General features: G+C 69.7%; 25 protein-coding genes. 16 read left to right on the top strand and 9 right to left on the bottom strand.

Annotation, left to right across the window (positions count from 1 at the left end):
• Positions 1–39: 39 nt before the first annotated feature.
• Together MRBLWO12_RS02430 and MRBLWO12_RS02425 are read right to left on the bottom strand one after the other, a co-directional pair.
• The gene (locus MRBLWO12_RS02430) at positions 40–294 is read right to left on the bottom strand and encodes an HNH endonuclease (RefSeq protein WP_363552344.1); all 255 of its coding nucleotides are present in this window, start codon (positions 292–294) and stop codon (positions 40–42) included.
• Between the two features lie 110 nt (positions 295–404).
• Positions 405–611: a hypothetical protein gene (locus MRBLWO12_RS02425; protein ID WP_363552342.1), complete on the bottom strand. Its 207-nt coding sequence runs from the start codon at positions 609–611 to the stop codon at positions 405–407.
• Between the two features lie 179 nt (positions 612–790).
• Between MRBLWO12_RS02425 and MRBLWO12_RS02420 the strand changes: the two genes are divergently transcribed.
• Positions 791–1,174, top strand: a complete 384-nt coding sequence (locus tag MRBLWO12_RS02420) for a DMT family transporter (protein ID WP_363552340.1) — start codon at positions 791–793, stop codon at positions 1,172–1,174.
• Positions 1,171–1,494: a DMT family transporter gene (locus MRBLWO12_RS02415; protein ID WP_363552338.1), complete on the top strand. Its 324-nt coding sequence runs from the start codon at positions 1,171–1,173 to the stop codon at positions 1,492–1,494. Before MRBLWO12_RS02420 ends, MRBLWO12_RS02415 begins: the two co-directional genes overlap by 4 nt.
• A gap of 13 nt (positions 1,495–1,507) precedes the next feature.
• On the opposite strand, the gene MRBLWO12_RS02410 is transcribed toward MRBLWO12_RS02415, so the two are convergent.
• Together MRBLWO12_RS02410 and MRBLWO12_RS02405 are read right to left on the bottom strand one after the other, a co-directional pair.
• Positions 1,508–2,173, bottom strand: coding sequence for an SDR family oxidoreductase (locus tag MRBLWO12_RS02410; protein WP_363552336.1), 666 nt, complete (start codon positions 2,171–2,173; stop codon positions 1,508–1,510).
• Positions 2,174–2,216: 43 nt separating this feature from the next.
• On the bottom strand, positions 2,217–2,741 hold the full coding sequence (locus MRBLWO12_RS02405; protein ID WP_363552334.1) for a hypothetical protein: 525 nt from the start codon (positions 2,739–2,741) through the stop codon (positions 2,217–2,219).
• Positions 2,742–2,830: 89 nt separating this feature from the next.
• On the opposite strand from MRBLWO12_RS02405, the gene MRBLWO12_RS02400 reads away from it, so the two are divergent.
• Complete coding sequence (locus MRBLWO12_RS02400) at positions 2,831–3,415, top strand: TetR/AcrR family transcriptional regulator (protein ID WP_363552332.1); 585 nt, start codon at positions 2,831–2,833, stop codon at positions 3,413–3,415.
• A gap of 102 nt (positions 3,416–3,517) precedes the next feature.
• Positions 3,518–5,503 carry a primary-amine oxidase gene (locus MRBLWO12_RS02395; protein ID WP_363552331.1) on the top strand — a complete coding sequence of 662 codons (1,986 nt, stop codon included), beginning with the start codon at positions 3,518–3,520 and terminating at the stop codon, positions 5,501–5,503.
• A 71-nt stretch (positions 5,504–5,574) separates the two neighbouring features.
• Here MRBLWO12_RS02395 and murQ read toward each other — a convergent pair whose 3' ends face one another.
• A complete protein-coding gene (murQ, locus tag MRBLWO12_RS02390) occupies positions 5,575–6,540 on the bottom strand; it encodes an N-acetylmuramic acid 6-phosphate etherase (protein ID WP_363552329.1) in 966 nt (321 codons plus the stop codon).
• On the bottom strand, positions 6,530–7,420 hold the full coding sequence (locus tag MRBLWO12_RS02385; protein ID WP_363552327.1) for an N-acetylglucosamine kinase: 891 nt from the start codon (positions 7,418–7,420) through the stop codon (positions 6,530–6,532). The genes murQ and MRBLWO12_RS02385 overlap by 11 nt, the downstream gene beginning before the upstream one ends.
• A gap of 130 nt (positions 7,421–7,550) precedes the next feature.
• Between MRBLWO12_RS02385 and MRBLWO12_RS02380 the strand changes: the two genes are divergently transcribed.
• On the top strand, positions 7,551–8,411 hold the full coding sequence (locus MRBLWO12_RS02380) for a MurR/RpiR family transcriptional regulator (protein ID WP_363552325.1): 861 nt from the start codon (positions 7,551–7,553) through the stop codon (positions 8,409–8,411).
• A 28-nt stretch (positions 8,412–8,439) separates the two neighbouring features.
• Here the strand turns inward: MRBLWO12_RS02380 and MRBLWO12_RS02375 are convergent, their stop codons facing one another.
• Positions 8,440–9,555, bottom strand: coding sequence for a DUF998 domain-containing protein (locus tag MRBLWO12_RS02375; protein ID WP_363552323.1), 1,116 nt, complete (start codon positions 9,553–9,555; stop codon positions 8,440–8,442).
• 116 nt (positions 9,556–9,671) lie between these two features.
• Between MRBLWO12_RS02375 and MRBLWO12_RS02370 the strand changes: the two genes are divergently transcribed.
• From MRBLWO12_RS02370 to MRBLWO12_RS02335, 8 genes are all read left to right on the top strand, one after another.
• Complete coding sequence (locus MRBLWO12_RS02370; RefSeq protein WP_141872725.1) at positions 9,672–10,628, top strand: helix-turn-helix domain-containing protein; 957 nt, start codon at positions 9,672–9,674, stop codon at positions 10,626–10,628.
• Positions 10,629–11,064: 436 nt separating this feature from the next.
• A complete protein-coding gene (locus MRBLWO12_RS02365) occupies positions 11,065–11,853 on the top strand; it encodes a MoaF C-terminal domain-containing protein (RefSeq protein WP_363552321.1) in 789 nt (262 codons plus the stop codon).
• 23 nt (positions 11,854–11,876) lie between these two features.
• Positions 11,877–12,338: a nuclear transport factor 2 family protein gene (locus MRBLWO12_RS02360; RefSeq protein WP_363552319.1), complete on the top strand. Its 462-nt coding sequence runs from the start codon at positions 11,877–11,879 to the stop codon at positions 12,336–12,338.
• Positions 12,339–12,388: 50 nt separating this feature from the next.
• Positions 12,389–13,558: an ABC transporter substrate-binding protein gene (locus MRBLWO12_RS02355; RefSeq protein WP_363552317.1), complete on the top strand. Its 1,170-nt coding sequence runs from the start codon at positions 12,389–12,391 to the stop codon at positions 13,556–13,558.
• A gap of 174 nt (positions 13,559–13,732) precedes the next feature.
• Positions 13,733–14,593 carry a branched-chain amino acid ABC transporter permease gene (locus tag MRBLWO12_RS02350; protein WP_363552315.1) on the top strand — a complete coding sequence of 287 codons (861 nt, stop codon included), beginning with the start codon at positions 13,733–13,735 and terminating at the stop codon, positions 14,591–14,593.
• Positions 14,580–16,370, top strand: coding sequence for an ABC transporter permease subunit (locus tag MRBLWO12_RS02345; protein ID WP_363552313.1), 1,791 nt, complete (start codon positions 14,580–14,582; stop codon positions 16,368–16,370). The genes MRBLWO12_RS02350 and MRBLWO12_RS02345 overlap by 14 nt, the downstream gene beginning before the upstream one ends.
• The gene (locus tag MRBLWO12_RS02340) at positions 16,367–17,059 is read left to right on the top strand and encodes an ABC transporter ATP-binding protein (protein ID WP_363552311.1); all 693 of its coding nucleotides are present in this window, start codon (positions 16,367–16,369) and stop codon (positions 17,057–17,059) included. Before MRBLWO12_RS02345 ends, MRBLWO12_RS02340 begins: the two co-directional genes overlap by 4 nt.
• Before the next feature lie 355 nt (positions 17,060–17,414).
• A complete protein-coding gene (locus tag MRBLWO12_RS02335; protein ID WP_363552309.1) occupies positions 17,415–18,065 on the top strand; it encodes an HAD-IA family hydrolase in 651 nt (216 codons plus the stop codon).
• 109 nt (positions 18,066–18,174) lie between these two features.
• Here MRBLWO12_RS02335 and MRBLWO12_RS02330 read toward each other — a convergent pair whose 3' ends face one another.
• Both MRBLWO12_RS02330 and MRBLWO12_RS02325 read right to left on the bottom strand, forming a co-directional pair.
• Entirely contained in the window at positions 18,175–18,990 is an 816-nt protein-coding gene (locus tag MRBLWO12_RS02330) for an SDR family NAD(P)-dependent oxidoreductase (RefSeq protein ID WP_363552307.1), read from the bottom strand.
• Positions 18,991–19,050: 60 nt separating this feature from the next.
• Positions 19,051–19,881: an SDR family NAD(P)-dependent oxidoreductase gene (locus MRBLWO12_RS02325; protein WP_363552305.1), complete on the bottom strand. Its 831-nt coding sequence runs from the start codon at positions 19,879–19,881 to the stop codon at positions 19,051–19,053.
• A 177-nt stretch (positions 19,882–20,058) separates the two neighbouring features.
• Here MRBLWO12_RS02325 and MRBLWO12_RS02320 point away from each other — a divergent pair, with 177 nt between their 5' ends.
• Genes MRBLWO12_RS02320 through MRBLWO12_RS02310 form a run of 3 tightly spaced genes read left to right on the top strand, consistent with a single transcriptional unit; the run spans position 20,059 to position 24,036 of the window.
• A complete protein-coding gene (locus MRBLWO12_RS02320) occupies positions 20,059–21,513 on the top strand; it encodes an APC family permease (protein ID WP_363552303.1) in 1,455 nt (484 codons plus the stop codon).
• Positions 21,514–21,551: 38 nt separating this feature from the next.
• On the top strand, positions 21,552–22,391 hold the full coding sequence (locus MRBLWO12_RS02315; protein WP_363552301.1) for a molybdenum cofactor biosynthesis F family protein: 840 nt from the start codon (positions 21,552–21,554) through the stop codon (positions 22,389–22,391).
• 1 nt (position 22,392) lies between these two features.
• Positions 22,393–24,036 (top strand): amidohydrolase, encoded by a 1,644-nt coding sequence (locus MRBLWO12_RS02310; protein WP_363552299.1) that lies wholly within the window; start codon positions 22,393–22,395, stop codon positions 24,034–24,036.
• Positions 24,037–24,038 lie beyond the last annotated feature (2 nt).

Here is a 24,038-nt window from a genome sequence, read left to right as displayed (position 1 = left end):
TGCGCGGAGTTCGCGCCACACGTGCATGAGGGCGGGTGCTCAGGCGGCGATGTCGAAGCGGGTTCTGCCGCCGAGGCGTGGTGTGCGGGCGGGGTCGACGTAGCGGGGTGGGGTGAACCAGACCCGGGCGGTGAGACCGGTGCCGTCGATGCGGATCTCCCAGTCGTTGTCATGGATGCGGTGGTGACACGTCTCACACAACAGCACCCCGTTCGACAGGTCCGTCGGCCCTGCATCCCGCTGCCACCACCGGATGTGGTGCGCTCTCGTCATCTCCGGCGGCAGCCCGCACATCGCACACCCACCATCACGTTCCACTAATGCCAACCGTTGCGCCCGGGTGAAGAGGCGTTTCTCTCTGCCCCCGTCGAGGATCTCGCTGTCTGAGCCCATCACCCAAGGGATCACGCCACCACCGGCAGCCATCCGTCTGGCCGCTCCGCGTCGGCGACCCTGACCGCACCCGCCGCGACGCGGCACCGCTCCAACACCCCGATCGCGTCATTGACGGCGACCAACTGCTCCCGCGAGAGATCCTGCGCATCGCCCTTCCCCGCCCAGGCCGCCTCAAGACGCCCCCGCGCCTCGTGCAACCCGACCAGTTTCGACATACATGATTTTACTTCGAGCCACTCCCGAGTATCGAACATAAACTCGAACAAATGCCGGCATGCCGGCTAGAACAGGCGCGATTCCGCGCGTACCACCGTCCCGTGTTCACTCGCCGGACAGGGAATCCTGCGAGCATCCGACGCGTTCTCTCCACGGACGCGTTCTGAAGGGCCACTCGATGACAGACCACCCCCGACGCTCGGCGTGGCCGCCACTCCTGATCGCCATCGGCCTGGAGGTCATGGCGACCCTCTCGCTGCGCGCCGCCGAGGGATTCACGCATCCCCTGTGGCTGATCCTCGTGGCGATCGGTTACAGCGGTTCGCTCTGGTTGCTCTCGATCGTGCTCGACAGGGGCATGCCGGTCGGCGTCGCTTACGGCATCTGGTCGGCGATCGGCGTCGTGCTGACAGCAGTGCTGGGCACCGTGCTCTTCGGCGAGTTGCTGGGACCCGTGCAGATCATCGGTGTCGCCGTGATCGTGGTGGGCGTACTGCTGGTCGAGCTCGGTTCGCACACGCGCGAGACCGCTCAGCCCGGAAGCCCGGAGGTCGCCTCATGACCTGGCTGCTGCTCGCCCTCGCGATCGCGAGCGAGGTCACCGCGACACTGAGCCTGCGCGCGTCGAAGGGATTCCGACGCAAGCGCTGGATCCCGGTGATCGTCGTCGGCTACCTCGCCGCATTCACCCTGCTCGGCACGATCCTGGCGATGGGGATGCCTGTGGGCGTCGCCTACGGCATCTGGGCCGCCGCCGGCGTCGCGGTCACCGCCGTGCTGGGACGCGTGATCTTCAAGGACCACTTCTCGGCGATGATGGCCGTCGGCGTCGCCCTCATCGCAGTCGGTGTCGCAATGATCGAGTTCGGCGGCATGCACTGACGCCCCTCGACCCTCAGAACTGCGCCGAGAACGCGCCGTCGCTCTTGCGCAGCTGACCCGAGATCCATCGGCCCTCGTCGGACACCAGGAACTCCACCACCGCGGCCACGTCGGCGGGGCGGCCGAGTCGGCCGAGCGGGGTCATGTCGCCGAGGCTGGTGCGCGTCTCGTCGTCCATCCAGCCGGTGTCGATCGGACCGGGGTTGAGCACGTTCGCCGAGATGCCCCGAGGGCCGAGCTCGCGCGCCGCCGAGATCACGAGCCGGTCGAGCGCCCCCTTGGAGGCGCCGTACGGGAGGTTGCCCGTGACATGGTCGCTGGTGAGCGCCAGGATCGCGCCGCCGTCGTCTCCTGCCTGACGCGCGAAGGCCGCGATCAGCAGCAGGCTCGCGCGGGCATTCACCGCGACGTGCAGGTCGAAGCTCTCGGCCGTGGTGTCGAGGATGCCGGACTCCACATCGTGCGCGTGACTCAGGATGAGCGCGGAGATCGTGCCGTGCTCCCGGTTCACCGCGGCGATCAGCTCCTCCGGGCCGTCTGGGGTCGAGAGGTCGGCCGGGTGGTCGGCGTCGCGCAGGTCACTGGTGACGACGGTCCAGCCGGCCGCCCGCAGGCGGGGGACGATGCCGGCGGCGATGCTGTCGGCGCGCGCGGCGCCGGTGATCAGAGCGAGGGGCATCCGGCCACGGTACCGGAGACGGGAATCAGGATCCGGATCCGGGTCAGTGCGCCGCCCACATCACCACCACACCCGCCGTCATCGCCCATGACTCGACGGCGAGCAGGCGTGACGCGGTGCCGGTCGGGTGCGGGCGGAACCGGTCGGCCACGGTCCAGGCCAGTAGCAGCACCACCCCGGCAGTCGCCGCCACGGCCACGGCGTCGACCCCGAGATGCGCGCCGTGTCCGGCCATCACATCCGCGCCAGGGACCGCCCCGTGCGCCACCCCCGCGAACGCGCACACCGCCATCACGAGCGACCCCAGCGCGCGGTGGCAGCACGCCCGCACAGCGGTCGCACCGCGCAGCCCGGCCGTACCGAGCATGGCAGAGGCCAGGAGGGCGACGCCCGCCAGCAGTGAGACGCGCGGATCACCGGCCGCAACGACCATGCCGATCATCGCGAGCGCCATGACGAGCACCGCTTGGCGCCCCTGCCACGGCACCGAACGGCCGGCCGCGAGGCAGCACACGACCGTGATGATCGCGCTCACGACCATCAGCACCATCGCTGCGGGTTCACCCATGGCTCGGATTATATTGATCAATCGCTCAAAATAGCCAGACATCGATCGAAAGCACCGACTGCAGCGAACGGATGCGACAAGATGGGCAGATGCCCCGCATCGTCGACCATGATGAGCGGCGCCGGCAGATCGCCGAGGCGCTGCTGACCGTCGCCGCCCGCGACGGGCACGAGAGCGTGTCGTCGCGTGCGGTCGCCAAGGAACTCGGCGTGGCGACCGGCTCGCTGTGGCACTACTTCGACGGGTTCGACGACGTGGTGCGCGCCGCCGCCGCCGAGGTCACCCGCCGCACGGACGCCCGCATCGCCGACGCCACCGACGGCCTGCGTGGGCTCCCCCGCCTGCACGCGCTCATGCGCGAAGTCCTGCCCGTCGATGAGCGCACCCGCTCCGAAGCCCGCGTCGTGGTCGGATTCTGGGGCCGCGTCGCCACCCTCGCCTCCACGCCGGACGCCGGCGCTCCGACCCTCGCCACCTGGCAGGACAGCATCCGCGACGCCCTCGAGGAGGCCGTCGCCGACGGCGAGCTCCGCTCCGACACTCCGCAGGACGCCGTGATGGCGCTGCTGCGTTCGATCACCTACGGCCAGCAGGTGGTCGAGGTCACCGAGCCGCAGTCCGAGGCCGCGCATCTCGCCGTGCTCGACAGCATCCTCGCTCCCTGGCGCGCCTGACTCCCCCGCGTCCGATCCGGCTCTTGTGACGCCGCTCGTTCCGTCGTACCATCGTGCCAACCAAGTTTATTGAGCAGTCGCTCGAAAATAGTGAGGTCGACGATGTCCCACCACTCCCCGCAGCCGGTCTCGATCGAGAAGATCGCGGTCCCGCACCCGCTCGACCCACTCACCGGCGCCGAGATCGCCGCCGCCCGTGCCGTGCTGGATGCCGCCGGCCTGCTCACCGAGACCGTGCGCGTGCCGATGCTGCTCCCCGACGAGCCCACGAAAGACGAGCTCGCCGCATGGCAGCCGGGCTCCCCGATCGACCGCCGCATCGACGCGACCCTGCTCGACACGGCGACGGGCGTCGCGACCGAGGTCATCGTCTCGATCACGCGCGGTGAGGTCGTCCGCACCGAGCGCGTGCCCAACGATGCCCCTCCGTACGGACAGCCGCAGTACCTGTTCGAGGAGTACGAGCGCGCCGAGATCATCGCGAAGGCCTCGCCCGAATGGCAGGCCGCGATGCGGCGGCGCGGACTCGAAGAGCACATGGCGCTCGCGTTCTGCGGCCCCCTCGCCCCCGGCTACACGGGTCGCGCCGATGAGGTGGGGCGGCGTGTCATCCGCTCGCTCACGTTCCTGAAGTACGACGAAGCCGACTCCCCGTGGGCGCACCCGGTCGAGGGTCTGATCGTGCACATCGACCTCACCGCGAACGCTGTGATCCGCGTCGAGGACCACGGCGACGTGCCGGTTCCCGCGGGCCACGGCAACTACTACCCCGAGACCCAGGGCGCGGCACGCACCACTCTCAAGCCCATCGAGATCACCCAGCCCGAAGGCCCGAGCTTCGCCGTCACCGGTTCGCTCGTGGAGTGGGAGGGCTGGTCGATGCGCGTCGACTTCAACGCCCGCGAGGGCCTGGTGCTGCACGACGTCTCGTTCGGCGGACGCTCGGTGCTGAGCCGTGCGAGCGTGCCCGAGATGGTGGTGCCCTACGGCGACACCGCCCCCGGCCGCTTCTGGATCAGCTACTTCGACGCCGGCGAGTACCTGCTGGGCAAGAACGCCAACCACCTGGAACTCGGCTGCGACTGCCTGGGCGTCATCCGCTACCTCGACGGCTACGTCGCCGACGACCACGGCCACCCGGTGCGCATTCCGAACGTGATCTGCATGCACGAGGAGGACTACGGCATCCTCTGGAAGCACACCGATCTGGCCGGACGCGCCGACGTGCGCCGCTCGCGCCGCTTCGTGGTGTCGTACTTCTCCACGATCGGCAACTACGACTACGGCTTCTACTGGCACTTCTACCTGGACGGATCGATCGAGGTGGTCGCGAAGGCGACCGGAATCGTGTTCGCCGCCGCAGGAGAGCCCGGCGTGCGCCAGAAGCACGCGACCGAACTCGCCCCCGGCGTCTTCGCCCCCGTGCACCAGCACCTCTTCTGCGCGCGTCTCGACGTGGCGATCGACGGCGAGGACAACCGCCTGGTCGAGGTCGACGCCCAGCGGGTGCCGATGGGGCCGGACAACCCCTTCGGCAACGCGTTCACCTGGTCCGAGACCACCCTCGCGACCGAGTCGGAGGCGCAGCGCGACGCGGACAGCTCGGTCGCCCGCGTCTGGGAGGTGCAGAGCGCCTCACGCACGAACCGAGTCGGCCGCCCGACCGCCTATCACCTGGTGCCGGAGCCGACCGCGCTGCTCATGGCCGACCCCGCCTCCTCTGTCGCCGCCCGCGCCGCGTTCGCCACCAAGCACCTCTGGGCGACGAAGCACGAACAGGGCCAAATCTGGCCGGCCGGTCGCTACCCCAACGCCCACCAGGGCGGCGCAGGCCTGCCCGAGTACACCGCGGGCGACCGGTCGATCGACGGTGAGGACATCGTGCTGTGGCACACGTTCGGCCTGACGCACTTCCCCCGGCCGGAGGACTGGCCCATCATGCCCGTCGACTACGCCGGCTTCTGGTTCAAGCCCTACGGCTTCCTCGACCAGAACCCCGCGATGGACGTGCCGGAGTCGTCACAGGCGCACGCCTCGACCCCGGACGAATGCTGCGGCGGAGGAAGCTCCTGCGCCTGCGCCCACTGACCCCGGACACCTCGCGACGGAATCAGGCCAAGACACCGACGACAGGTGTCGCCATCGCATCCGCCGACGACTCAGGACAGCGCCGTGATCGCGTCGCGCAGGATGCCGTCGGCGGCAGCGAGCGCTGATGTCGACGCGTCCGCGGATGCGCCGGTCGCGAGCATCAGCACGGCGAGCTTGACCGACCCCTGAGCGGATGCCAGCGCGGTCGTGGCTTCATCGACCCCGACACCAGCGAGCTGGGAGACCGTGCGGATCGAACGGGCATGGAGTTTCTCATTCGTGGCCTGCAGGTCGACCATCACACCGCGGTACGTCTTGCCGAGCTTGATCATCGAGAGCGTGGTCAGCATGTTGACGACGAGCTTCTGCGCGGTGCCGGACTTCAAGCGGGTCGACCCGGAGATGAACTCGGGGCCGGTGACGACCTCGATCGCGATCTCGGCCGCGGCACCGATCGCGGAGTCGGCGTTCGAGGCGATCGCGACCGTCAGGGCACCGACACCGCGGGCGTACTCGAGTCCACCGATGACGTAGGGCGTGCGGCCGGATGCCGAGATCCCCACGACCGTGTCGTTCTCGGAGAGCAGGAGTTCGCGCAGCGAGGTCTCGGCGGCCGCCGCGTCGTCTTCGGCGTTCTCGACGGCCGAGCGGATGGCGGTCTCGCCCCCGGCGATCAGTCCGACGACCATCGAGGGGTCCGTGCCGAAAGTCGGAGGGCACTCGCTCGCGTCGAGCACGCCGACGCGCCCCGCGGTACCGGCACCGATGTAGATCAGCCGCCCACCCCGGCGGAAGCGCTCGGTGATGCCGTCGACCGCCGTCGCGATCTCGGCGGTGCGCTCGGCGACAGCCGCCGGCACCCGCGTGTCTTCGGCGTTCATCCGCTGCACCAGCTCGACGGTGTCGAGCAGATCGAGGTCGCCGCGCTCTGTGGTCGACGCCTCCGTGCCGAGGCCTTCGAGCACCGAGAGGAGGGCGGTCAGTCGGGTGTCTTCGTTCAGCGCATTCTCATTCGGCGCATCTTCATTCGGCACGGTGCACGAACCTTTCGTGGGGGAGATCGGTGCGGCGCGCGAGGAGTGACGCGCCCTCCAGCGCATCACCCGCAGCGGGCACGCTGCGTCGCCCCGCCGCGTGCAGTGCGGCGACGAGGGCGGAGTGGAACCAGGCGTGGTCGGTGAGTCCGCCGTGCAGCGTCACGTCGAGGGTGCGGGACGACGCGGCGACGGCGGAGGCGGTGAGCAGTCGCACGGCTTCCACCGCGATCTCACCGGCGACCAGGTCGCCATCGGCTGCCGCATCCAGCACCAGCGGCGCGAGGGTCGCGAGACGGCGAGGAAGGGGGTCGGACTGCGCGAGCCAGGCGGGGACCTCGGCTGCGGTGCCGATGCGGTCCGCGATGGCCGCGGTGAGCGCGGTATCCGAAGACAGGCCAGCGGAGTGGCGCAGCACAGCGCGCAACGCCTCCCGCCCGAGCCACGACCCGCTGCCGAAGTCGCCGAGCTCCGGACCCCAGCCGTCTACCAGTCGCGCGCCGTCGGCGTCGATGCCGAGAGCCGCTGCTCCGGTGCCGGCGATGAGCAGCACGCCTTCGCCGCCGCCGAGCGCACCGGCATGCGCCGTCACGACATCGGATGCCACGGCGACACGGGCACCGGTCGCCGCGGCGAGCGCCGAGGCGAGATCCTGTGCCGCGGACGGCGCCGCCCAGGCACCGGCGGCGCCGACACCGAGCAGTGCGACGTCACCGTCGATGCGGTCGAGCAGGGGGCGGATAGCCGCGAGCGCCGCAGCGACCCCCTCGGTCGCCGCCAGGCCGGGCGCACCGAGACCGTCGTGACGCGCACCGTCGACGGCGACGCGGCAGCGGGATTTGCCGAGGTCGATTGCGACGACCCGGTGCGGAGAACTCATGAAAATAGTCTACGCATTGCCGCGCATCCATGAAACAATTGTCCATCGAGCACGCGCCTCGCGCGCGCCCACTGGAAGCGCGCACAGATGCGGAACACAAAACACCCCGCACGAGATCACGAGGAGAGGTATGAGCGTTCAGACGACCATAGCGAACGCAGCCGAGACTCTCCCCCCTTCGCTCGCACGGATCGCCCGGGTGATCCGTGACAACCCGACGACCGCGGTCGAGAGCACCATCTCCGAGCTGGCCGCTCGGTGCGACACCTCGGTCGCTTCGGTCGTGCGCTTCTGCCGCGCGATCGGCCTGCGCGGGTATGCGGCGCTGCGCATGGCCCTCGCCACCGAACTCGGTCGCGAATCCGTGCAGTTCAGTGCGCCGTCCGGGTTCGGTTCAGAGATCGCGGTGGGCGACTCACTCAGGGAAGCAGTCGGCAAGGTCGCGGCCCTCGAGCTGCTCGCGATCGAGGAGACCGTCGCCAACCTCGACTACGGCGTGCTCGCCACCGCGGTCGAGGCCATCGATCACGCGAACCGGATCCTGCTGTTCGGTGTCGGCGCGAGCCGGCTGGTGGCCGACGATCTGGGTCACAAGCTGCTCAGGATCGGACGCACCGCGATCGTGCTCTCCGACGCGCACGAGGCCAGTGCGGCCGCCGCGCTCGGCGCCAAGAAGACGGTGGCGATCGGCTTCTCGAACTCGGGGACGACCACCGAGACCCTGCAGTTCCTGCAGACAGCGCGGGCGGCGGGCACGACCACGATCGGTGTCACGAGCGCCGCGGATTCCGCACTCGCAGCGGTCGCCGACCATGTGCTGTTCACCCACGCGCGCGAATCGCGCTTCCGTGCCGGCGCCATGGTGAGCCGGATCGCACAGCTCGCCCTCGTCGACTGCCTCTTCGTCGGGGTCGCGCAGCGGCGTCATGCGCACACCGTGCACGCGCTCCAGCGCACGGCCGACGCCGCGCAGGCACTCCGACGCGACTGAGTCGTCGCGCGGTGTCGCCGTCTCCCGCTCAGGCGATCGCCTTCTCCTCGCGCTCCACCACCGGCTGCCCCGTCACCGACCCCGCGGTGCGCAGGAACACGATGATCCAGCTGAAGATCAGCACCGCCGCGATCAGCTCCACCGCGGTGAGGTTGTAGTAGCCGACCGCGAAGAAGGCGGCGAGCAGGATGATGACCAGCACGTACGCCCACCCGAACGCCACGAAGACCCGAGGGATCGTGCGCACGAACCAGGGCAGGCCGATCACGACCACCGCGAACACCACGGTCATCCCGGTGGCGACCGTGTTGTGCAGCAGGAAGAACTCGTCCACGGGGAAGATGCCGACGCAGGCGAGGAAGATGCCCATCAGGATCAGACCGCCGCGCACGATGAAGCGCCCTCGGCGGTCGTCCGGGGCTGTCGCGGGAAGTCCCGCCGTGGCATAGCGCGCGATCGTCGTCACCATCACGCCTGCGATGACGAGCGTGGCGTTGAAGGCGAGCGACGCACTGTTCGAGCTCATGCCGAGCGCCGACAGGTTGTCGCGCCACCAGTGCGGGTCGTTCGAGGCGAGCATGCTGGCGAAGGCACCGACCACGAGGAACACCGCGAGCACGAGCGAGAGCACCATCGGTGTGAGCGCGACGCTGCTGAGGAACGAGACGTATGCCGTGAGCGCGAAGGCCACGCCGACCAGCAGCGCACCGGGAAAGGGGTACACCGGCGCATCGGTGAAGCTGCTCTCCAGGAGCTTGGCGATGCCGAGCCATCCGAGGTACGCGATCGCGGCGTGGGCGAAGGCGATCGCCGCGAGGTCGTACCAGCGCAGTCTGTCGCCCGGCACACTGAACCCGTCGCGGATGGCGTCGGGACTCCGCTCTTCCGGTCGCACGACCAGCCGTCCGAGCACGAACGCGATGGCGGCGGTGGCCGCTCCCCCGTATGCCGCGAACGCACCGATGGAACCGGTGCCGCTGATCGCCAGCTCGTGGCCCCAGAACACCGGCCATCCGATCGCGAAGCCGAGAACCAGGAAGGCGGCGCCCACGATCAGCGCGGTCGCCTCGAACACGGCATCCGCTGTCTCCGGCCCGCGCAGCTGCCTCAGCACCTGCCGGACCCACTCCCCGAAAGCTCTCATGGCGCACCCTTCCGATCCACATCCTAGAAGTCGCCCCGCTCGGGCGTCGCCGGTGATACCATCGCGGAACGGATCGTATACAACGTCGTCGTTCCACCATCCCGAGGTGATCAGTCATGAACGGTGCACCCGCTGCCCCCGCCGAATCGGTGTCCACTCTTGTCGCGCGCAACATCAGTGAGTTCCGCGCCGCCGTCTCCGAGTCCTTCGTGCCGCTGCAGGTCTCCAGCGGCGGCCCCGACCACTTCCGTGGAGTGATCCGCGGAGCATCGGTCGACGAGGTCCATGTCACCGAGGTGCGCGCCACCTCGCACGTCGTGGAGCGCACACCCGAGCTCATCGCCCGTGGTGACCGCTCGTACTTCAAGGTGAGCCTGATGCTCGCCGGCACCGGGATGCTGATCCAGGACGACCGCGAAGCCGTGCTGCAGGCCGGCGACCTTGCCGTGTACGACACCGACCGCCCGTACTCCCTCGTGTTCGACGAGGACTTCCGCACGATGGTCGTGATGTTCCCGAAGCACCTGATCAGCCTGCCCTCCGACATGATCGGCCAACTCACCGCCGTGCGCATCTCGGGTCACGAGGGCCTCGGCGGCATGGTCGTGCCGTATCTGACGCAGCTGGCGGGCAACCTCGACCAGCTCGCCGGCACCACCGGCGCCCGCCTCGCCCACAGCGCGCTCGACCTGGTGACGACCGTGTTCACCCGCGAGCTCGGGCTCGACGAGGTCTCGGCCGATCCGCATCGCGCTCTCGTGCAGCGCATCCGCTCGTACATCGACCGCAACCTCGCGTCGACCGATCTCGGTCCCGCGTCGATCGCCTCCGCGCACTTCATCTCGACCAGGCACCTGCACGGCCTCTTCCAGGAGCAGGGTGTGACGGTGTCGACCTGGATCCGCACGCGGCGACTGGAGCAGTGCCGCCGCGATCTGCTCGACCCGATGCTCGCCGATCGCCCGGTGGCGGCGATCGCCGCGCGCTGGGGATTCGTCGACGCCGCGCACTTCAGCCGCGCATTCAAGTCGGCGTTCGGGGTCTCCCCCAGCGAGTACCGCGCAGCCCGCTGACGTCGCCGCGCCGGGTACGCTGCCGGCCGGATGCGTCGCCGACGGCATGCCCTCGGTGTCCGACGTGCGCTCGGTGTCCGACGTGCGCTCGGCATCCGACGTGCGCTCGGCATCCGACATGCCCTCGGCATCCGACATGCCCTCGGTGTCCGACGTGCGCTCGGCATCGCGCGCCGAATGCAGGAGAGACCGCCACCTGCAGGACCGTTGCCCGGCAGACGATCCTGCAGACGGCGAACGGTCCTGCAGGTCGCACCGGAGTGAGACGGCGACCCCGGATCCTTGCCCGGGAGGGCACGCCGGTTGACTCTCGGCGCGCGATGGCAGCCGCACCCTTGAGGGGATGACGGGCCCGGACCGAGCATGAGGCAAGCGCACCGCGATGAGGCGGCGCCCGGAGCGAAGAGGCTCCGCCACGTGCGACGTCTGGACCTCCATGACCGACATCTCCACCGACCCGGCGCTCGATGAATGGCGCACCTACGACGAGTTCGCCGCCGGCATCGACACGTTCCGCCTGCCGAACACGCAGCTGGCCGGCACCGCCGTGACGCTCACGCTCGATGATGACACCACCCTGTCGCTCCGCTTCGACGCGGATGCCGTGACTTGGAGCGGACTGGACGCATCAGGGACCGACCCCTACGACGCGGTGCGGGTGCGCGACGACGTGGTGTTCGTCAACATCCCGCTCGAGAGCCGCGAACGTGAAGCGCTCACGGTGGTGTTCTCCTCCACGACGCATCGCGCCACCGTCATCCGCTCCCGCATCGCCGCCGAGGCGGTGGAGGGCGTGCCGCAGGTCGGCCAGGACTTCTGGGCCGCGACCACCGACGCCGGCACCGCGACCGGCGAGATCCCCGGGCCGAGCCGCGACCTGATCGGCAAGCGCAACATCTACCGCTACAGCCCGCACCACCTGTACGAGCACGTGTACGTGTCGAGCCAGCGCTACGCCTGGCAGTGCCTGGAGGGCGTGCAGCGGGGTCACGGCGACATGGACCTGTCGACCGTGTGGAAGTTCGCCGACGGGCTCTACCTGTTCTGCTTCCGCGAGTTCCGCATCGCGGTCGCGAGCGTGTGGCTGCACGACCTCGGCTACCAGCTGATGACCACGGGGATCTTCCTCGGCCTGAACGGCGACGGCCAGGCCGAGCACTCGCGCGGAGGCGGCCACATCTACCCCCTGGGTTCCGTGACCTACCCCGACGCCCAGCCCGTCTGACCCGCGGATCGAGGAGACGACTCATGAGCAACGCAGACATCATCCGCGAGCATTACGCCGCCAGCGACCGCGGCGACATCGACGGCATGCTGGCGCCGCTCGCCCCCGACGTGCGCTGGACGGAGGCCGCCGGCTTCCCGTATGCGGGCACCTACGTCGGACCGGATGCCGTCGCGGCGAACGTCTTCGCCCGCATCCAGGACGAGTGGGACGACTACACGGTCGCGATCGACGAGGTCGTGGACGGCGGCGACACCGTGATCGGGATCGGCACATACTCCGGCACCTACACCCGCACCGGCCGCTTCTTCGCGGCCAGGGTCGCGCACGTCTGGCGCCTGGTCGACGGACGGGTCGTCGCGTTCGAGCAGTTCACCGACACAGAGATGGTCAACCGCGCGCTGCGCCCTTCGACAGGCTCAGGGACCCAGGGGACGACAGGCTCAGGGACCCAGGGGACGACAGGCTCAGGGACCCAGGCATGAGCAGCAACTCACACACAGCACCACACGCACACACGAGAGGCAGGAAGCACATGAACAGACGAGCATCCGGCACCGCGGCACTCATCGCCGTGGCAGCCCTCACCCTCGCCGGCTGCACCGGCGGAGACGCGGGATCCGGAGGCGACGGCGCCCCCATCGTGGTCGGCTCCGTCAACACGATCAGCGGACCGGCGACCTTCCCCGAGGCCTCGCTCGCCGCGGCGGCGGTCTTCGACGCGTTCAACGAGGCCGGCGGCCTGGACGGACGCACGATCGACTACAAGACGCTCGACGACAAGGGCGACCCCGCCACGGCGACCGCCTCGGCCCGCGAGCTGGTCGGCAGCGACGGCGCCGTCGCACTGGTCGGCTCCGCGAGCCTGATCGAATGCGAGATCAACGCCAAGTACTACGAACAGGAGGGCATCCTGTCGATGCCCGGAATCGGTGTCGACACCGGGTGCTTCGCGAGCGACAACATCTCGCCCGCGAACGTCGGCCCGTTCAACGACATGACCCTCACGTTGCAGTACGGCTCCGAGGTGCTCGGTCTGGACGACATCTGCATCCTGCTCGAGATCGCCGGCTCCACCCGCCCCACCTATCAGGCGGCGATCGACAAGTGGACCGAGATCACCGGCAAGGAGCCCAAGTACGTCGATGACACCGTGCCGTACGGCGCATCCGACTACACGCCGTACATCGTCAAGGCACGGGACCAGGGCTGCAAGGCACTGGCGATCAACCCGGTGGAGCCCGACGCGATCGGGCAGGTCAAGGCCGCGAACGCCCAGGGGTGGGATGACGTGACCTGGCTGTACCTGACGAGCGTCTACAGCGAGAACTTCGCCGATGCGATCGACAACGCCGGCGCCGGCATCTACGTGCCAGCCGAGTTCTACCCCTTCACGGATGACGACGAGATCAATGCCGACTGGCGTGAGCTCATGGAGGCGAACGACATTCCGCTCACCTCGTTCAGCCAGGGCGGATACCTCGCCGCGAAGTACTTCATCGAGGTGCTCGAGGGCATCGATGGCGACATCACACGCGAGAGCGTCTCGGAGGCACTCAAGAGCATGGAGCCGATCGAGAACCCAATGGTCGGAACGCCCTACGCGTTCGGCACGCAGAACACCGCGGGATGGCCGATCATCCTGAAGTCCGGCACCAACGCCTGGGAGAAGGTCGCAGACGACTGGCTCCGCATCGGCGAATAGGCGCCTCCGTCTGCGCTTCGACAGGCTCAGCGACCCACTTCGGGGTCCCGCGACCCGCTTCGGGTCCAGCGACCCACTTCGGGTCCCGACCCGCTTCGGGGTCCCGCGACCCACGGGTGCTGGGTCCCTGAGCCTGTCGAAGGGCCCATCCCCCTCAATCAGAAAGGACGCCTGATGCTGCAAGGCGCCATCGCCGGTCTCGCTGCCGGCGGCCTCTACGCCGTCCTCGGCGTATGCCTCACGCTCATGTCGCGGCTCGTGCGGGTGGTCAACTTCGCGCAGGCCGCGACGGGCATGTTCGGAGCGTTCACCGCCGTATGGTTCGTCCGGGAGATCAGGCTGCCGATCTGGCTCGGATCCGTGCTCGGCGTTCTCGTCGCCGGACTGCTGGCCGCGGCCATCGGTTTCATCGCCGCGACCTGGCTGTCGGAGGCCTCGACCACCACACGCTCCGCCATGACGGTCGGGCCACTGCTGTTGCTGATCTCGATGTCGTTCATCCTGTTCGGCAACAAGCCGCAGCCGTTCACCCCGATCATCGCCGGTCCCGCCTTCTCGTTCGGCGGTGTCGTGATCAGCCAGGTGACGGTCGCGACCGTGGCGATGGCGATCGTGACCGCGATCGTGGTGCGGATCGTGCTGCGACGCACCCGCGTCGGCACGCAGCTGCGGGCGCTCTCGGAGCGACCGACCACCGCCGAGCTCCTCGGCATCCGCTCCCGTCCGCTCTCGATCGCCGTCTGGTTCGTCACGGGCGTCATCAGTGCGATCGCGATCATGATCGTCGCTCCGTCGCAGTCGAACGACGCGACGAGCCTGGCGATGCTGATCGTCCCCGCAGCAGCAGCCGCGTTGCTCGGCGGCTTCCGACGTCTCGACCTCGCCGTGGTCGGCGGCGTCGTGCTCGGCGTACTGGGCGGTCTCGTCGCGCAGATCGACGAGGTCGCCCTGGTGCGCAACTTCCTCCCGTTCCTGTTCATCGTCGTCCTGCTGCTGTGGACGCAACGCAAGGAGGTGTGGGATGCCGCTCGCTGACCGCCCCCGTTTCACCGAGAGCCGGACGTTCCGGGTCTCCTGGCCGTTCGCGGTCGCCCTCGCCGCGATCGGTGTCGGTGCGATCCTGAGCGCGGCGCTGCCCGGGTACTTCGTCTTCCTCGCGATCAGCGCTGTCATCGCCTCCATCGCGATCCTCGGCCTCGGCATCGTGACCGGATCCGCCGGGATGATCGCGCTGTGCCAGCTCACCTTCGCCGCTGTCGGCGCCTGGATCGTGTCGCTGCTGAACGTGATGCAGGCTCCGGGCGGCTTCGTCGTCTGGCTGGTGCTGGGCGGAATCGCTGCCGGTCTCGTTGGCGTGCTGGTCGGGCTGCCCGCTCTGCGCCTGCGCGGAGTGAACCTCGCCGTGGTCACTCTCGGCTTCGCCGCCGCAGCCGATGTCACGCTCGTGCAGATCCAGTTCCCCGGCTCGGCCGACGGCACCGCGATCGAGCGCCCCGCGATGTTCTCCAACGATCGGCAGTTCTTCTTCCTGTCGATCGTCGTGCTCGCCCTGTGCGCGCTCGCGGTGTTCTTCCTGCAACGCAGCCGCTGGGGCTCGAGCTGGAAGGCCGTCGCGTTCTCCGAACGAGGCACCGCGGCCGCGGGCCAGAGCGTGCAGATCGCCAAGCTCACGGCGTTCGCCGTCTCGGCCGCGCTCGGCGGCATCGCGGGCGGACTGCTCGCCGGACAGGTGCAGCTCCCCTTCGCCTCGAGCTTCACGCCACTGCAGTCGCTCGCGCTGTACGTGCTGGCGGTCATGTCGGGTGCACATCTGATCGACATGGCCATCTTCGGCGGCATCCTCTGGGTGCTGGTGCCAGAGCTGCTCAAGCGCTGGGGCATCCCGCAGGACTGGGGCTTCGTGGTGTTCGGCGTGCTGGGCGTGCAGGCGCTCACCAGCGGCACGAACCTCGGCCAGGGCATCCGCAACCTCTTCTACCGCCGTGCGGATCGGAGGGCGGCGCAGGCGCAGCTCACCGCGCTGCCGGTGGATGCCGAGCCGGATGCCGCGGTCATCACCACGACCACCACGGCGACGGTCGACGATTCCGTGCTCGACGGGGCGCCGGTGCTGACCGTCGACGGCCTCACGGTGCAGTTCGGCGCGCTCAAGGCCCTCGACGATGTGTCGTTCCAGGTGCCTGCGGCGTCGATCATGGGCTTGATCGGCCCGAACGGCGCCGGGAAGTCGACCTTCGTGGATGCCATCAGCGGGTTCCTGCCCCAGCACACCGGACGCGTGCTGCTCGGCGACCGCGACCTCGCCCGCCTCTCGCCGACCCGGCGCGCCCGGCTCGGACTGCGGCGCACGTTCCAGCAGGACCGGGTGCCGCCCTCCCTCACGATCGGCGCCTACGTGCGGTTCGTCGCACGGCGACGGCTCGCGACCGCCGACATCGAGGAGGTGCTGGCGTTCTTCGGCTGCCCGCCCTCACGCGCACGGCTGTCGAGCGTCGACGTCGGCACGCGCCGGCTGGTGGAGGTGGCCGCGAACGTGGTGGCCCGCCCACGGCTGCTGATCCTCGACGAACCGGCCGCCGGCCTGTCGCATGAGGAGCACCTGGCCCTCGCGGCACGGTTGCGTGAACTTCCCGCGCGCTACGGCGTCGCGCTCATCATCATCGAGCACGACCTCGACCTGGTGCGCTCGGTGTGCCCCACACTCACGGTGCTCGACTTCGGTCGGGTGCTCGCGAGCGGACCGCAGGCCGATGTGCTCGCGAACCCCGCGGTCGTCAAAGCGTACATGGGAGAGACGGAGCTGCTGAAATGAGCGAACTCGTACTGGACGCCGTGACGGTCAGCCGTGGGGCTGGTCCCGTGATCTCCGACGTCTCGTTGCGCGTGAACGGCGGGGAGGTGCTTGCACTGGTCGGCCCGAACGGCGCCGGCAAGACGAGCCTGATCGAATCGATCTCGGGCGTGACCCCGCACTCCGCCGGCACCATCACGCTCGACGGGGAGCCGATCGACAAGCTGTCCCGCGTCGCACGCGCGCGGCGGGGCATCGTGCACATCGAGCAGGGGCGGGCGGTCTTCCCCTCCCTCACGGTGCGGGAGAACATCTCGTTGACCGCCCGCACACCGGCCGAGCTGGATGCCGCGCTGGCGCAGTTCCCCGAGCTGGAGAAGCGCATCGACTCCCCCACCGCGCTGCTCTCCGGTGGCGAGCAGCAGATGGTCGTGCTCGCCCGCGCATTCGCCGCGAAACCGCGCATCCTGCTGATCGACGAGATGTCGTTGGGACTCGCTCCGGTGGTGTTCCTGCGGCTGATGCCGATCGTGCAGTCGATCGCCCAGTCGGGGGTGGGCGTGCTGCTGGTCGAGCAGTTCACCCAGCTCGCGCTCGGTCTCGCGCGCGACGCCGTCGTGGTCGCCGGCGGGCAGGTATCGTTCCAGGGCACTTCGGAGGCGCTCACGGGTGACCCTGAGCTGCTGCACCGTGCGTATCTGGGCGGCTGACGGCGTGCGGTCGGGCGCGCATCCGGTCCGGGCACCGAATCCGGTCCGGGCGCCGAATCCGGTCGAGGCGCCGTCGGTCGGAACGCCGTCGGTCGGGGCGCCGTCGGTCGGGGCGCCGTCGGTAGGGGCGCGCGGAATGCAGGAGAAACGGCCGTCTGCAGGACCGTTCCCCGGCGATCGGTCCTGCAGACGGCGATCGGTCCTTCAGACGGCGATCGGTCCTTCAGACGGCGCCGGGGCGGGGCCAGGTGCGGGGCGGGTACAGGTGCGGGGCGGGGCGGGTACAGGGCCAGGTGCGGGGCAGGGCCGGCCGGCGACGTCGGCCGACGGTATCCGCTGCGGTTAGCCTGAGGGGGTGACCCAGACCATCAGCGCCCGCGCCGTCCTGCTCGACATGGACGGCACCCTCGTCGACTCGACCGCCGTCGTGGAGCGGCTCTGGTTGGCGTGGGCGGAGCCGCACGGGATCGACCCGGCGACCGTGCTGAGCGTGATCCACGGACGACAGGGGCATCAGAGCATGGCGATCATGCTCCCTGAGCGCGATCACGCCATCAACCTGCACGAGAACGACGTCATGCTCGCCACCGAGGCGAGTGATGTGGACGGCGTCGTGACGATCCCCGGCGCCGGCGCGGTGCTCGAGTCGCTGCTCCCGTACCCCCACGCGATCGTCACCTCGGCGAACGTGGCACTGATGACTGCACGGATGCAGGCAGCCGGCCTCACGGTCCCCGCCATCACCGTCACTGCCGAGAACGTGTCGGCGTCGAAGCCCGACCCGGAGGGGTTCCTGCTCGGCGCGCAGCTGCTCGGCGTCGACCCTGCCGACTGCATCGTGTTCGAGGACTCCGGCGCCGGCATCCAGGCCGGCCTCGCCGCGGGCATGCGCGTGCTCGGGGTCGGACCGCACGCCGGTGCGCACCACCCGACCTACCGTGTGGACGACCTCACGCAGGTCGCGGTGGTGCCCACGTCCGACGGCTTCGCGTTGACCCTGAGCTGAGCCGCCCGGGCGCCTCGCCCCCGTCGACTTTCCACCCCACGTCGCAATCGGCCGCCGTCTCCGACCACAGGTGTCACCTCAGGCGGGGTCAGGGTGACTCAGGGGCGAGCTACATCCCGGCGTGGTCGAAGGCGATGGTCGGCACGTCCACCACGTGCGATCCGCCGTCCGCGACGATGACCGAGCCGGTGATGTACGACGACTCCCCTGACCCCAGGAAGCGCACCACCGAGGCGATCTCGGCCGGGCGTGCTGGACGCCGCAGCGGCACGTCGGCCGTGACCGTGGCGTAGGCCTCCTCCCGCGACTCCAGGCCCGCGTGCGAGGCGAACTCGTCCATCTCCTCGTCGGCCATCGGCGTCTGCACCCACCCGGGGCACACCGCGTTCACGCGTACCCCGTGCCGACCGTAGTCGCGTGCGAGTGTGCGGGTGAGTCCGATCAGGGCGTGCTTGCCGACCGTGTATCCCGCGACCGACGGGCCGGCGAACAGCCCGGCGAGCGACGACACGATCACGATCTGCCCCTTGGATTCGAGCAGCGCCGGCAGCGCTTCCCTGGCCATGACGAAGGCCGTGGTGAGATTGGCGCGGATCGCCGCATCCCACCCCGCGTCGTCGGTGTCGGCGACCGGTGAGAAGCCGTGCCCTCCGGCGTTGGCGACGAGCACGTCGATGCGCCCGAACTTCGCCAGCACGTCGGCGACTGCGGCCTTCGCTGACGCCGTGTCGGCGGCATCCGCCACGACCGGGTGCGCGCCCACGGCACGCTCCACGGCCTGCAACGGCTCCGGTCGACGACCGACGACCACGACGTGCGCGCCCTCTGCCGCGTAGCGCTCCGCGATGGCGGCGCCGATGCCGGTGCCGCCTCCCGTGATGACGACGACGCGTCCGGAGACCGTCGATCCGACCGCAAGTCCCATGTCTGCTCCTTGTTGTGTGTTCTGGCGCGTGTGCGCGGGATGTCGAGGGGCGATGTCGCGCTAGGCGGGAAAGCCGGAACGCGCGCTGAATCCGAAGTCGCTGAGGAGGGTGGTGCCGGAGACCGCCCGGCTGCGTGGCGAGACCAGGTAGGCCACGTGGGCGGCGACCTCGGCCGCCGACTGCACGGGGAACTCCGGAGCGTCGAACGCGGCGGCCCCCAGGTCTCCACGGCTCATCGGGGTGTCGACGATCGACGGCGCCACCGTGTTCACCCGGATGCCGGTACCCGCGAGGTCGACGGACAGCGCACGGGCGAACTGCACCAGCGCGGCCTTCGATGCGGCGTAGGGCACCATGCCCGGTGAGGCGACGATCGCGGAGTCGCTGGAGAGCAGGACGACGGATGCCGAAGCTGCCGCGCGCAGGGCCGGAAGCGCCTGCCGGAGCACGAGGAACGCCCCGGTGACGTTCACCGCGAACACGGCGTTCCACTCGGCGAGTGACGTCTGTTCGATCCCCCGACCGACCGGTCCGGAGATCCCCGCGCAGCACACCACCGCGTCCAGATACCCGAGCTCGGCGATCGCGGCATCGACGGCGCGCTGGACCTGCGCCTCGTCGGTGAGGTCGGCGACGAACAGCAACGCGTCAGCACGGCACTGGGCGCGCACGGCTGCGGCGGTCGCCTCCAGCGCCGTCGCGTCACGATCCAGCAGTGCGACGCGCACCCCCTCTGCGGCGAGCGCGAGCGCGGTCGCCCGGCCGATGCCGCTGGCGGCGCCCGTGATGAGGGCGGTCGTGCCGGTCAGGTGGAGGTCCATCGTGTCCTTCGACCGCGGCGCCTGCGCCGGAGTGGCGCGTGAGGAGGACGGCGGTGTCTTCTCCGTCATCCTGGCCCTCGCTCTCGCCAGGGCGAACGGGTGGGTGCGGGCTGTGCACGCTGACACCATCGTCTTTCGCTCAGGGTCAAGCGCGGTCGCCGCCGCGCGAGCAGACTCGCTCTATCGACGATCCCCCTCGTCGTCGATGCCGTGCACGCACGGCCGTCACCGAGCAAAGGAGCCGACGTGGCAGACCCGACATCTGCGTCCACGACGCAGAACCACACTTCCCTCCGACCGGGCGCCCTCGGCGTCGCCGGCATCGTCTTCCTCGTGCTGGCGGCCGTCGCGCCGTTGACGGGCATCGTCGTCGTGGCGTCGCTCGCTATCGCGCTCGGCAACGGCGGCGGCACCCCGATGTCGTTCTTCCTGGTCGCGGCGATCCTGCTGCTGTTCGCGGTCGGCTACGCGCAGATGTCGAAGCAGCTGGTCAACGCCGGAGGGTTCTACGCCTTCGTCGTGAAGGGTCTCGGCCGCACCGGCGGGCTGATCGCCGGGCTCATCGCCACGATCGGCTACAACTTCTTCGTGGTGGGCACGATCGGCACCAGCGGCTTCTTCATGCAGACGATCATCCGCGACCTCACCGGTCTCGACGTGCACTGGCTCGTCTGGGGACTGCTGTCGATCGTGGTGTGCTTCGTGCTCGCACGCATCGGGGTGGACTTCAGCTCGAAGGTGCTGGGCGTGTGTCTGGTGCTCGAGGTGCTCATGCTGGTCGTGTTCGACGTCTCGGTGCTGGTGCAGACCGGCTACGACCTGGCCGCGTTCAGCCCGGAGGCCGTGTTCTCCGGCTCTCTCCCCATCGGCCTGCTGCTCGCGGCGACCGGCTTCCTGGGGTTCGAGGCGACCGCGCTGTTCAGCGAAGAGGCCAAGCAGCCGCTGCGCACGATCCCGCGGGCGACCTACACCTCGATCATCGCGATCGGCATCATCCTCGGTGTCACGACCTGGGCCGTGGTGAGCGCGACCGGCGTGGCGCAGGCGCAGGCGACCGCGCTCGAGCACCTGCCCACGGGCGACCTGATCTTCACGCTCTCGCAGCAGTACCTGGGCGGACCGCTCACGACCGTGATGATGGTGCTGCTCCTGGTGAGCCTGTTCGCCGCGATGCTGGCATTCCACAACTCCGCCACCCGATACCTCTACTCGCTCGGACGGGCGCGGATCCTGCCGCAGGCTCTCGCCCGCACCCGTGCGAACGGCGCCCCGCAGCTCGCCGGCATCGTGCAGGCGTCCTTCGCCGGCATCGTCGCGATCATCTTCGCGATCGCCGGGGCCGACCCGATCGTCACCCTGGTGCCCGCCATGCTCGGCTTCGGCACCCTGAGCGTGCTGATCCTGCAGGGCCTCGCCGCCATCTCGATCGTGGTGTACTTCCGCCGCGGTCGTGACCCCCGCTGGTGGAGCACCTTCATCGCCCCCGGGATCGGCTTCCTCGGCATCGCCGCGATCTCGGTGCTCGCGATCGTGAACTTCAACATCGTCGCCGGGTCCGAAGAGCTCGCGATCCGGCTGATGCCCCTGCTCCTCGTGCTGGCCGTCATCGGCGGCATCGTCTACGGCGTCTACCTGAAGCGCGCGAAGCCCGCCGTGTACGAAGGCCTCTCCTCCGACCTGGAGCAGTTCAGCAACCGCTGACGCTCCCCGCATCCGCCCCTCCGAGAGAAGGAACACGCATGACCACGTTGAACCCCGCCGACACGTCCACCTGGCTCCCGCTCGAGGGCCTCGCCCCCGGCTTCGACGCGAACAAGGCGCCGCACAGCACAGCGCTCAGCGGTCGCGAGATCGCGGTCGTCGACGCCAGAGGCACACGGATCGTGCACCGCTTCTCCGACACCACGGTCGCCTGGGAGTACCAGCCCGGCACCGAGGACCCGACGGCGGCCGCCGCGGACACGGACGACTACGAGGCCTTCGAGGTCGATGACGACCTGTACTTCGTGCAGTTCCACCACCGCTACCTGCCGAACGAGGCCGTCTCGCTCGTGCTCGATCTGCGGCAGGGCCGCGCGCTCGCGATCATCTCGATCATCCTGCCCGCGCCCGAGAAGGGCCGCACCCGCGTGCAGCACGTCTTCGCGCCCAGCGTGATCGAAGGCGTCGAGGTGTCCGGCGCCGAGGCGGCGCCCACCACGACGCTCATCGGGCGACGCGTCGAGTGGGTGTACAGCACCGAGCACGCCTACGAGCACGTGTACCTGTCTCCGCGCTGGTACTCGTGGCAGTGCCTGGCCGGCCCCGAGCGCGGCCTCGCCGACACCGATGAGAACAGCGTGTGGGAGGTGCGCCCCGGCATCTACATCTTCGCGTGGCGTGAGAAGGTCATCCCCTGCGCCTCTGTGACGATCGCCGACCACCGCGACGTCAACGCGATCCGCTCGCACGGTGTGCTGTTCGGGCTCGACGAGACCGGCGAGGTGCCCACGCACTTCACATTCGGTGCGCACGGACGCCTGCTGTCGACGACCCTGCACACGCCAGAGCTCGAGCCCGCCACGTTCGGAGACGCCTGAGATGACGGAGGTCGCCGACCTCATCGTCACCGGTTCCATGATCCGCACCGCGGATCGGACGAATCCGGTGGTCGAGGCGTTCGCCGTGCGCGACGGCAGAATCCTCGCGGTCGGCTCTCCGGCCGACATCGAGCGTTTCCGCGGGCGGCGCACCCGGATGCTCGAGGTCGGCGACGCCGCCGTGTACCCCGGGTTCGTCGATGTGCACAACCACCACGCGCTCGCCGGTCGCACCGATCTGTTCGAGCTCTCGCTGCCGCCGTCGCTGACGCTCGACGAGATCCTCGACCGCGTGCGGGAGAAGGCGACCACCCTTCCGGAGGACGCCTGGATCGTCGGCGGCGCCGTGCCGACCACGCTGCTGCCCGACCTCGCGAACACGTCTTCGCGTCTGCGGCTGGACGAGGCCGCAGGCGGGCGCCCCGTCGTGCTGGTCGAGGACTCGCGCCACAACCGCTGGGCGAACACCCGGGCGCTGGAACTGGCGGGCATCACCGCCGGGAGCATCCCCTCGTCCGGAGTGACGATGCTCGACCCCGACGACGGCACCCCGACCGGCGTGCTGCTCGAAGCGGCCGGCATCCCGGTGCAGGAGGCCTACGACCGCAGCGGCGGACTCACGCCAGCGCAGCACGCGGCGGCCTCCCGCCGTGGCGTCGAGCTGCTGAACTCGTTCGGCATCACCACGTTCCAGGACGCCGGAGTCTCGATCGACATCCTGCAGGCACTGGCCGACCTGGACCGCGCAGACGAGCTCCACGCGTGGGTCGTCTCCTCGCTGCTGATCAACGACGAGATCTTCGGCGTCGACCCGATCGGCGAGCCACTTATCGCCCGTGGCGAGGAGTTCCGCACCGCGCACCACCGCCCGGACTTCGTGAAGATCTTCCTCGACGGGGTGCCGCCGGCGCGGACCGCCTCGTTCCTGGAGCCGTACCCGGCGGATGCCGCGCACGGCGCGCACTTCCACGGCGAGACGACCATGACCTTCGACGAGCTCGCCGGATGGCTGCGCGCGGTCGCCGCCCGCGGGCTCGGCGCCAAGGTGCACTGCACCGGAGACGGCTCGGCTCGGCTGGTGCTCGATGTCGCCGAGGCGCTGCGAGCTGAAGGGATCACCACGCCGATCCAGATCGCGCATGGACAGTTCCTCGCCGACTCCGACATCCCGCGTCTGCACGCACTCGACGTCTCGGCCGACATCTCGCCCTTCATCTGGTACCCCGGAGTCATCCCCCAGGCGCTGGCCGATGTGCTGGGCGAACGCGCCGAGCACTCGCAGCCGAACCGGGCGTTGATCGACGCGGGCGCCCTCGTCGCCGGTGGTTCGGACTGGCCGGTGAGCGAGTCCCCGAACACCCTCGAAGGTCTGCAGGGGCTGGTGACCAGGGCCGATCCGCTCGGCCGGGCGCCCGGCGTGCTGTGGCCCGAGCAGGCCATCACCGCCGAGGAGGCACTGGAGGTCTTCACGATCAACGCGGCGACCGCCATGGGCCTCGCCGCCGAGACCGGTTCTCTGGCTGTGGGCAAGTCTGCGGACTTCGTGGTGCTCGCACGCGACGCGATCGCCGGTCCTGCCGACGAGATCGTGCACACCGAGGTCATCTCGACATGGTTCGCCGGCCGTGAGGTCTACACGCGCTGAGG

The sequence above is a fragment of the Microbacterium sp. LWO12-1.2 genome (genome assembly GCF_040675875.1).
Taxonomy (GTDB): Bacteria; Actinomycetota; Actinomycetes; order Actinomycetales; family Microbacteriaceae; genus Microbacterium.
This window is presented reverse-complemented; position numbering and strand designations above follow the sequence as displayed.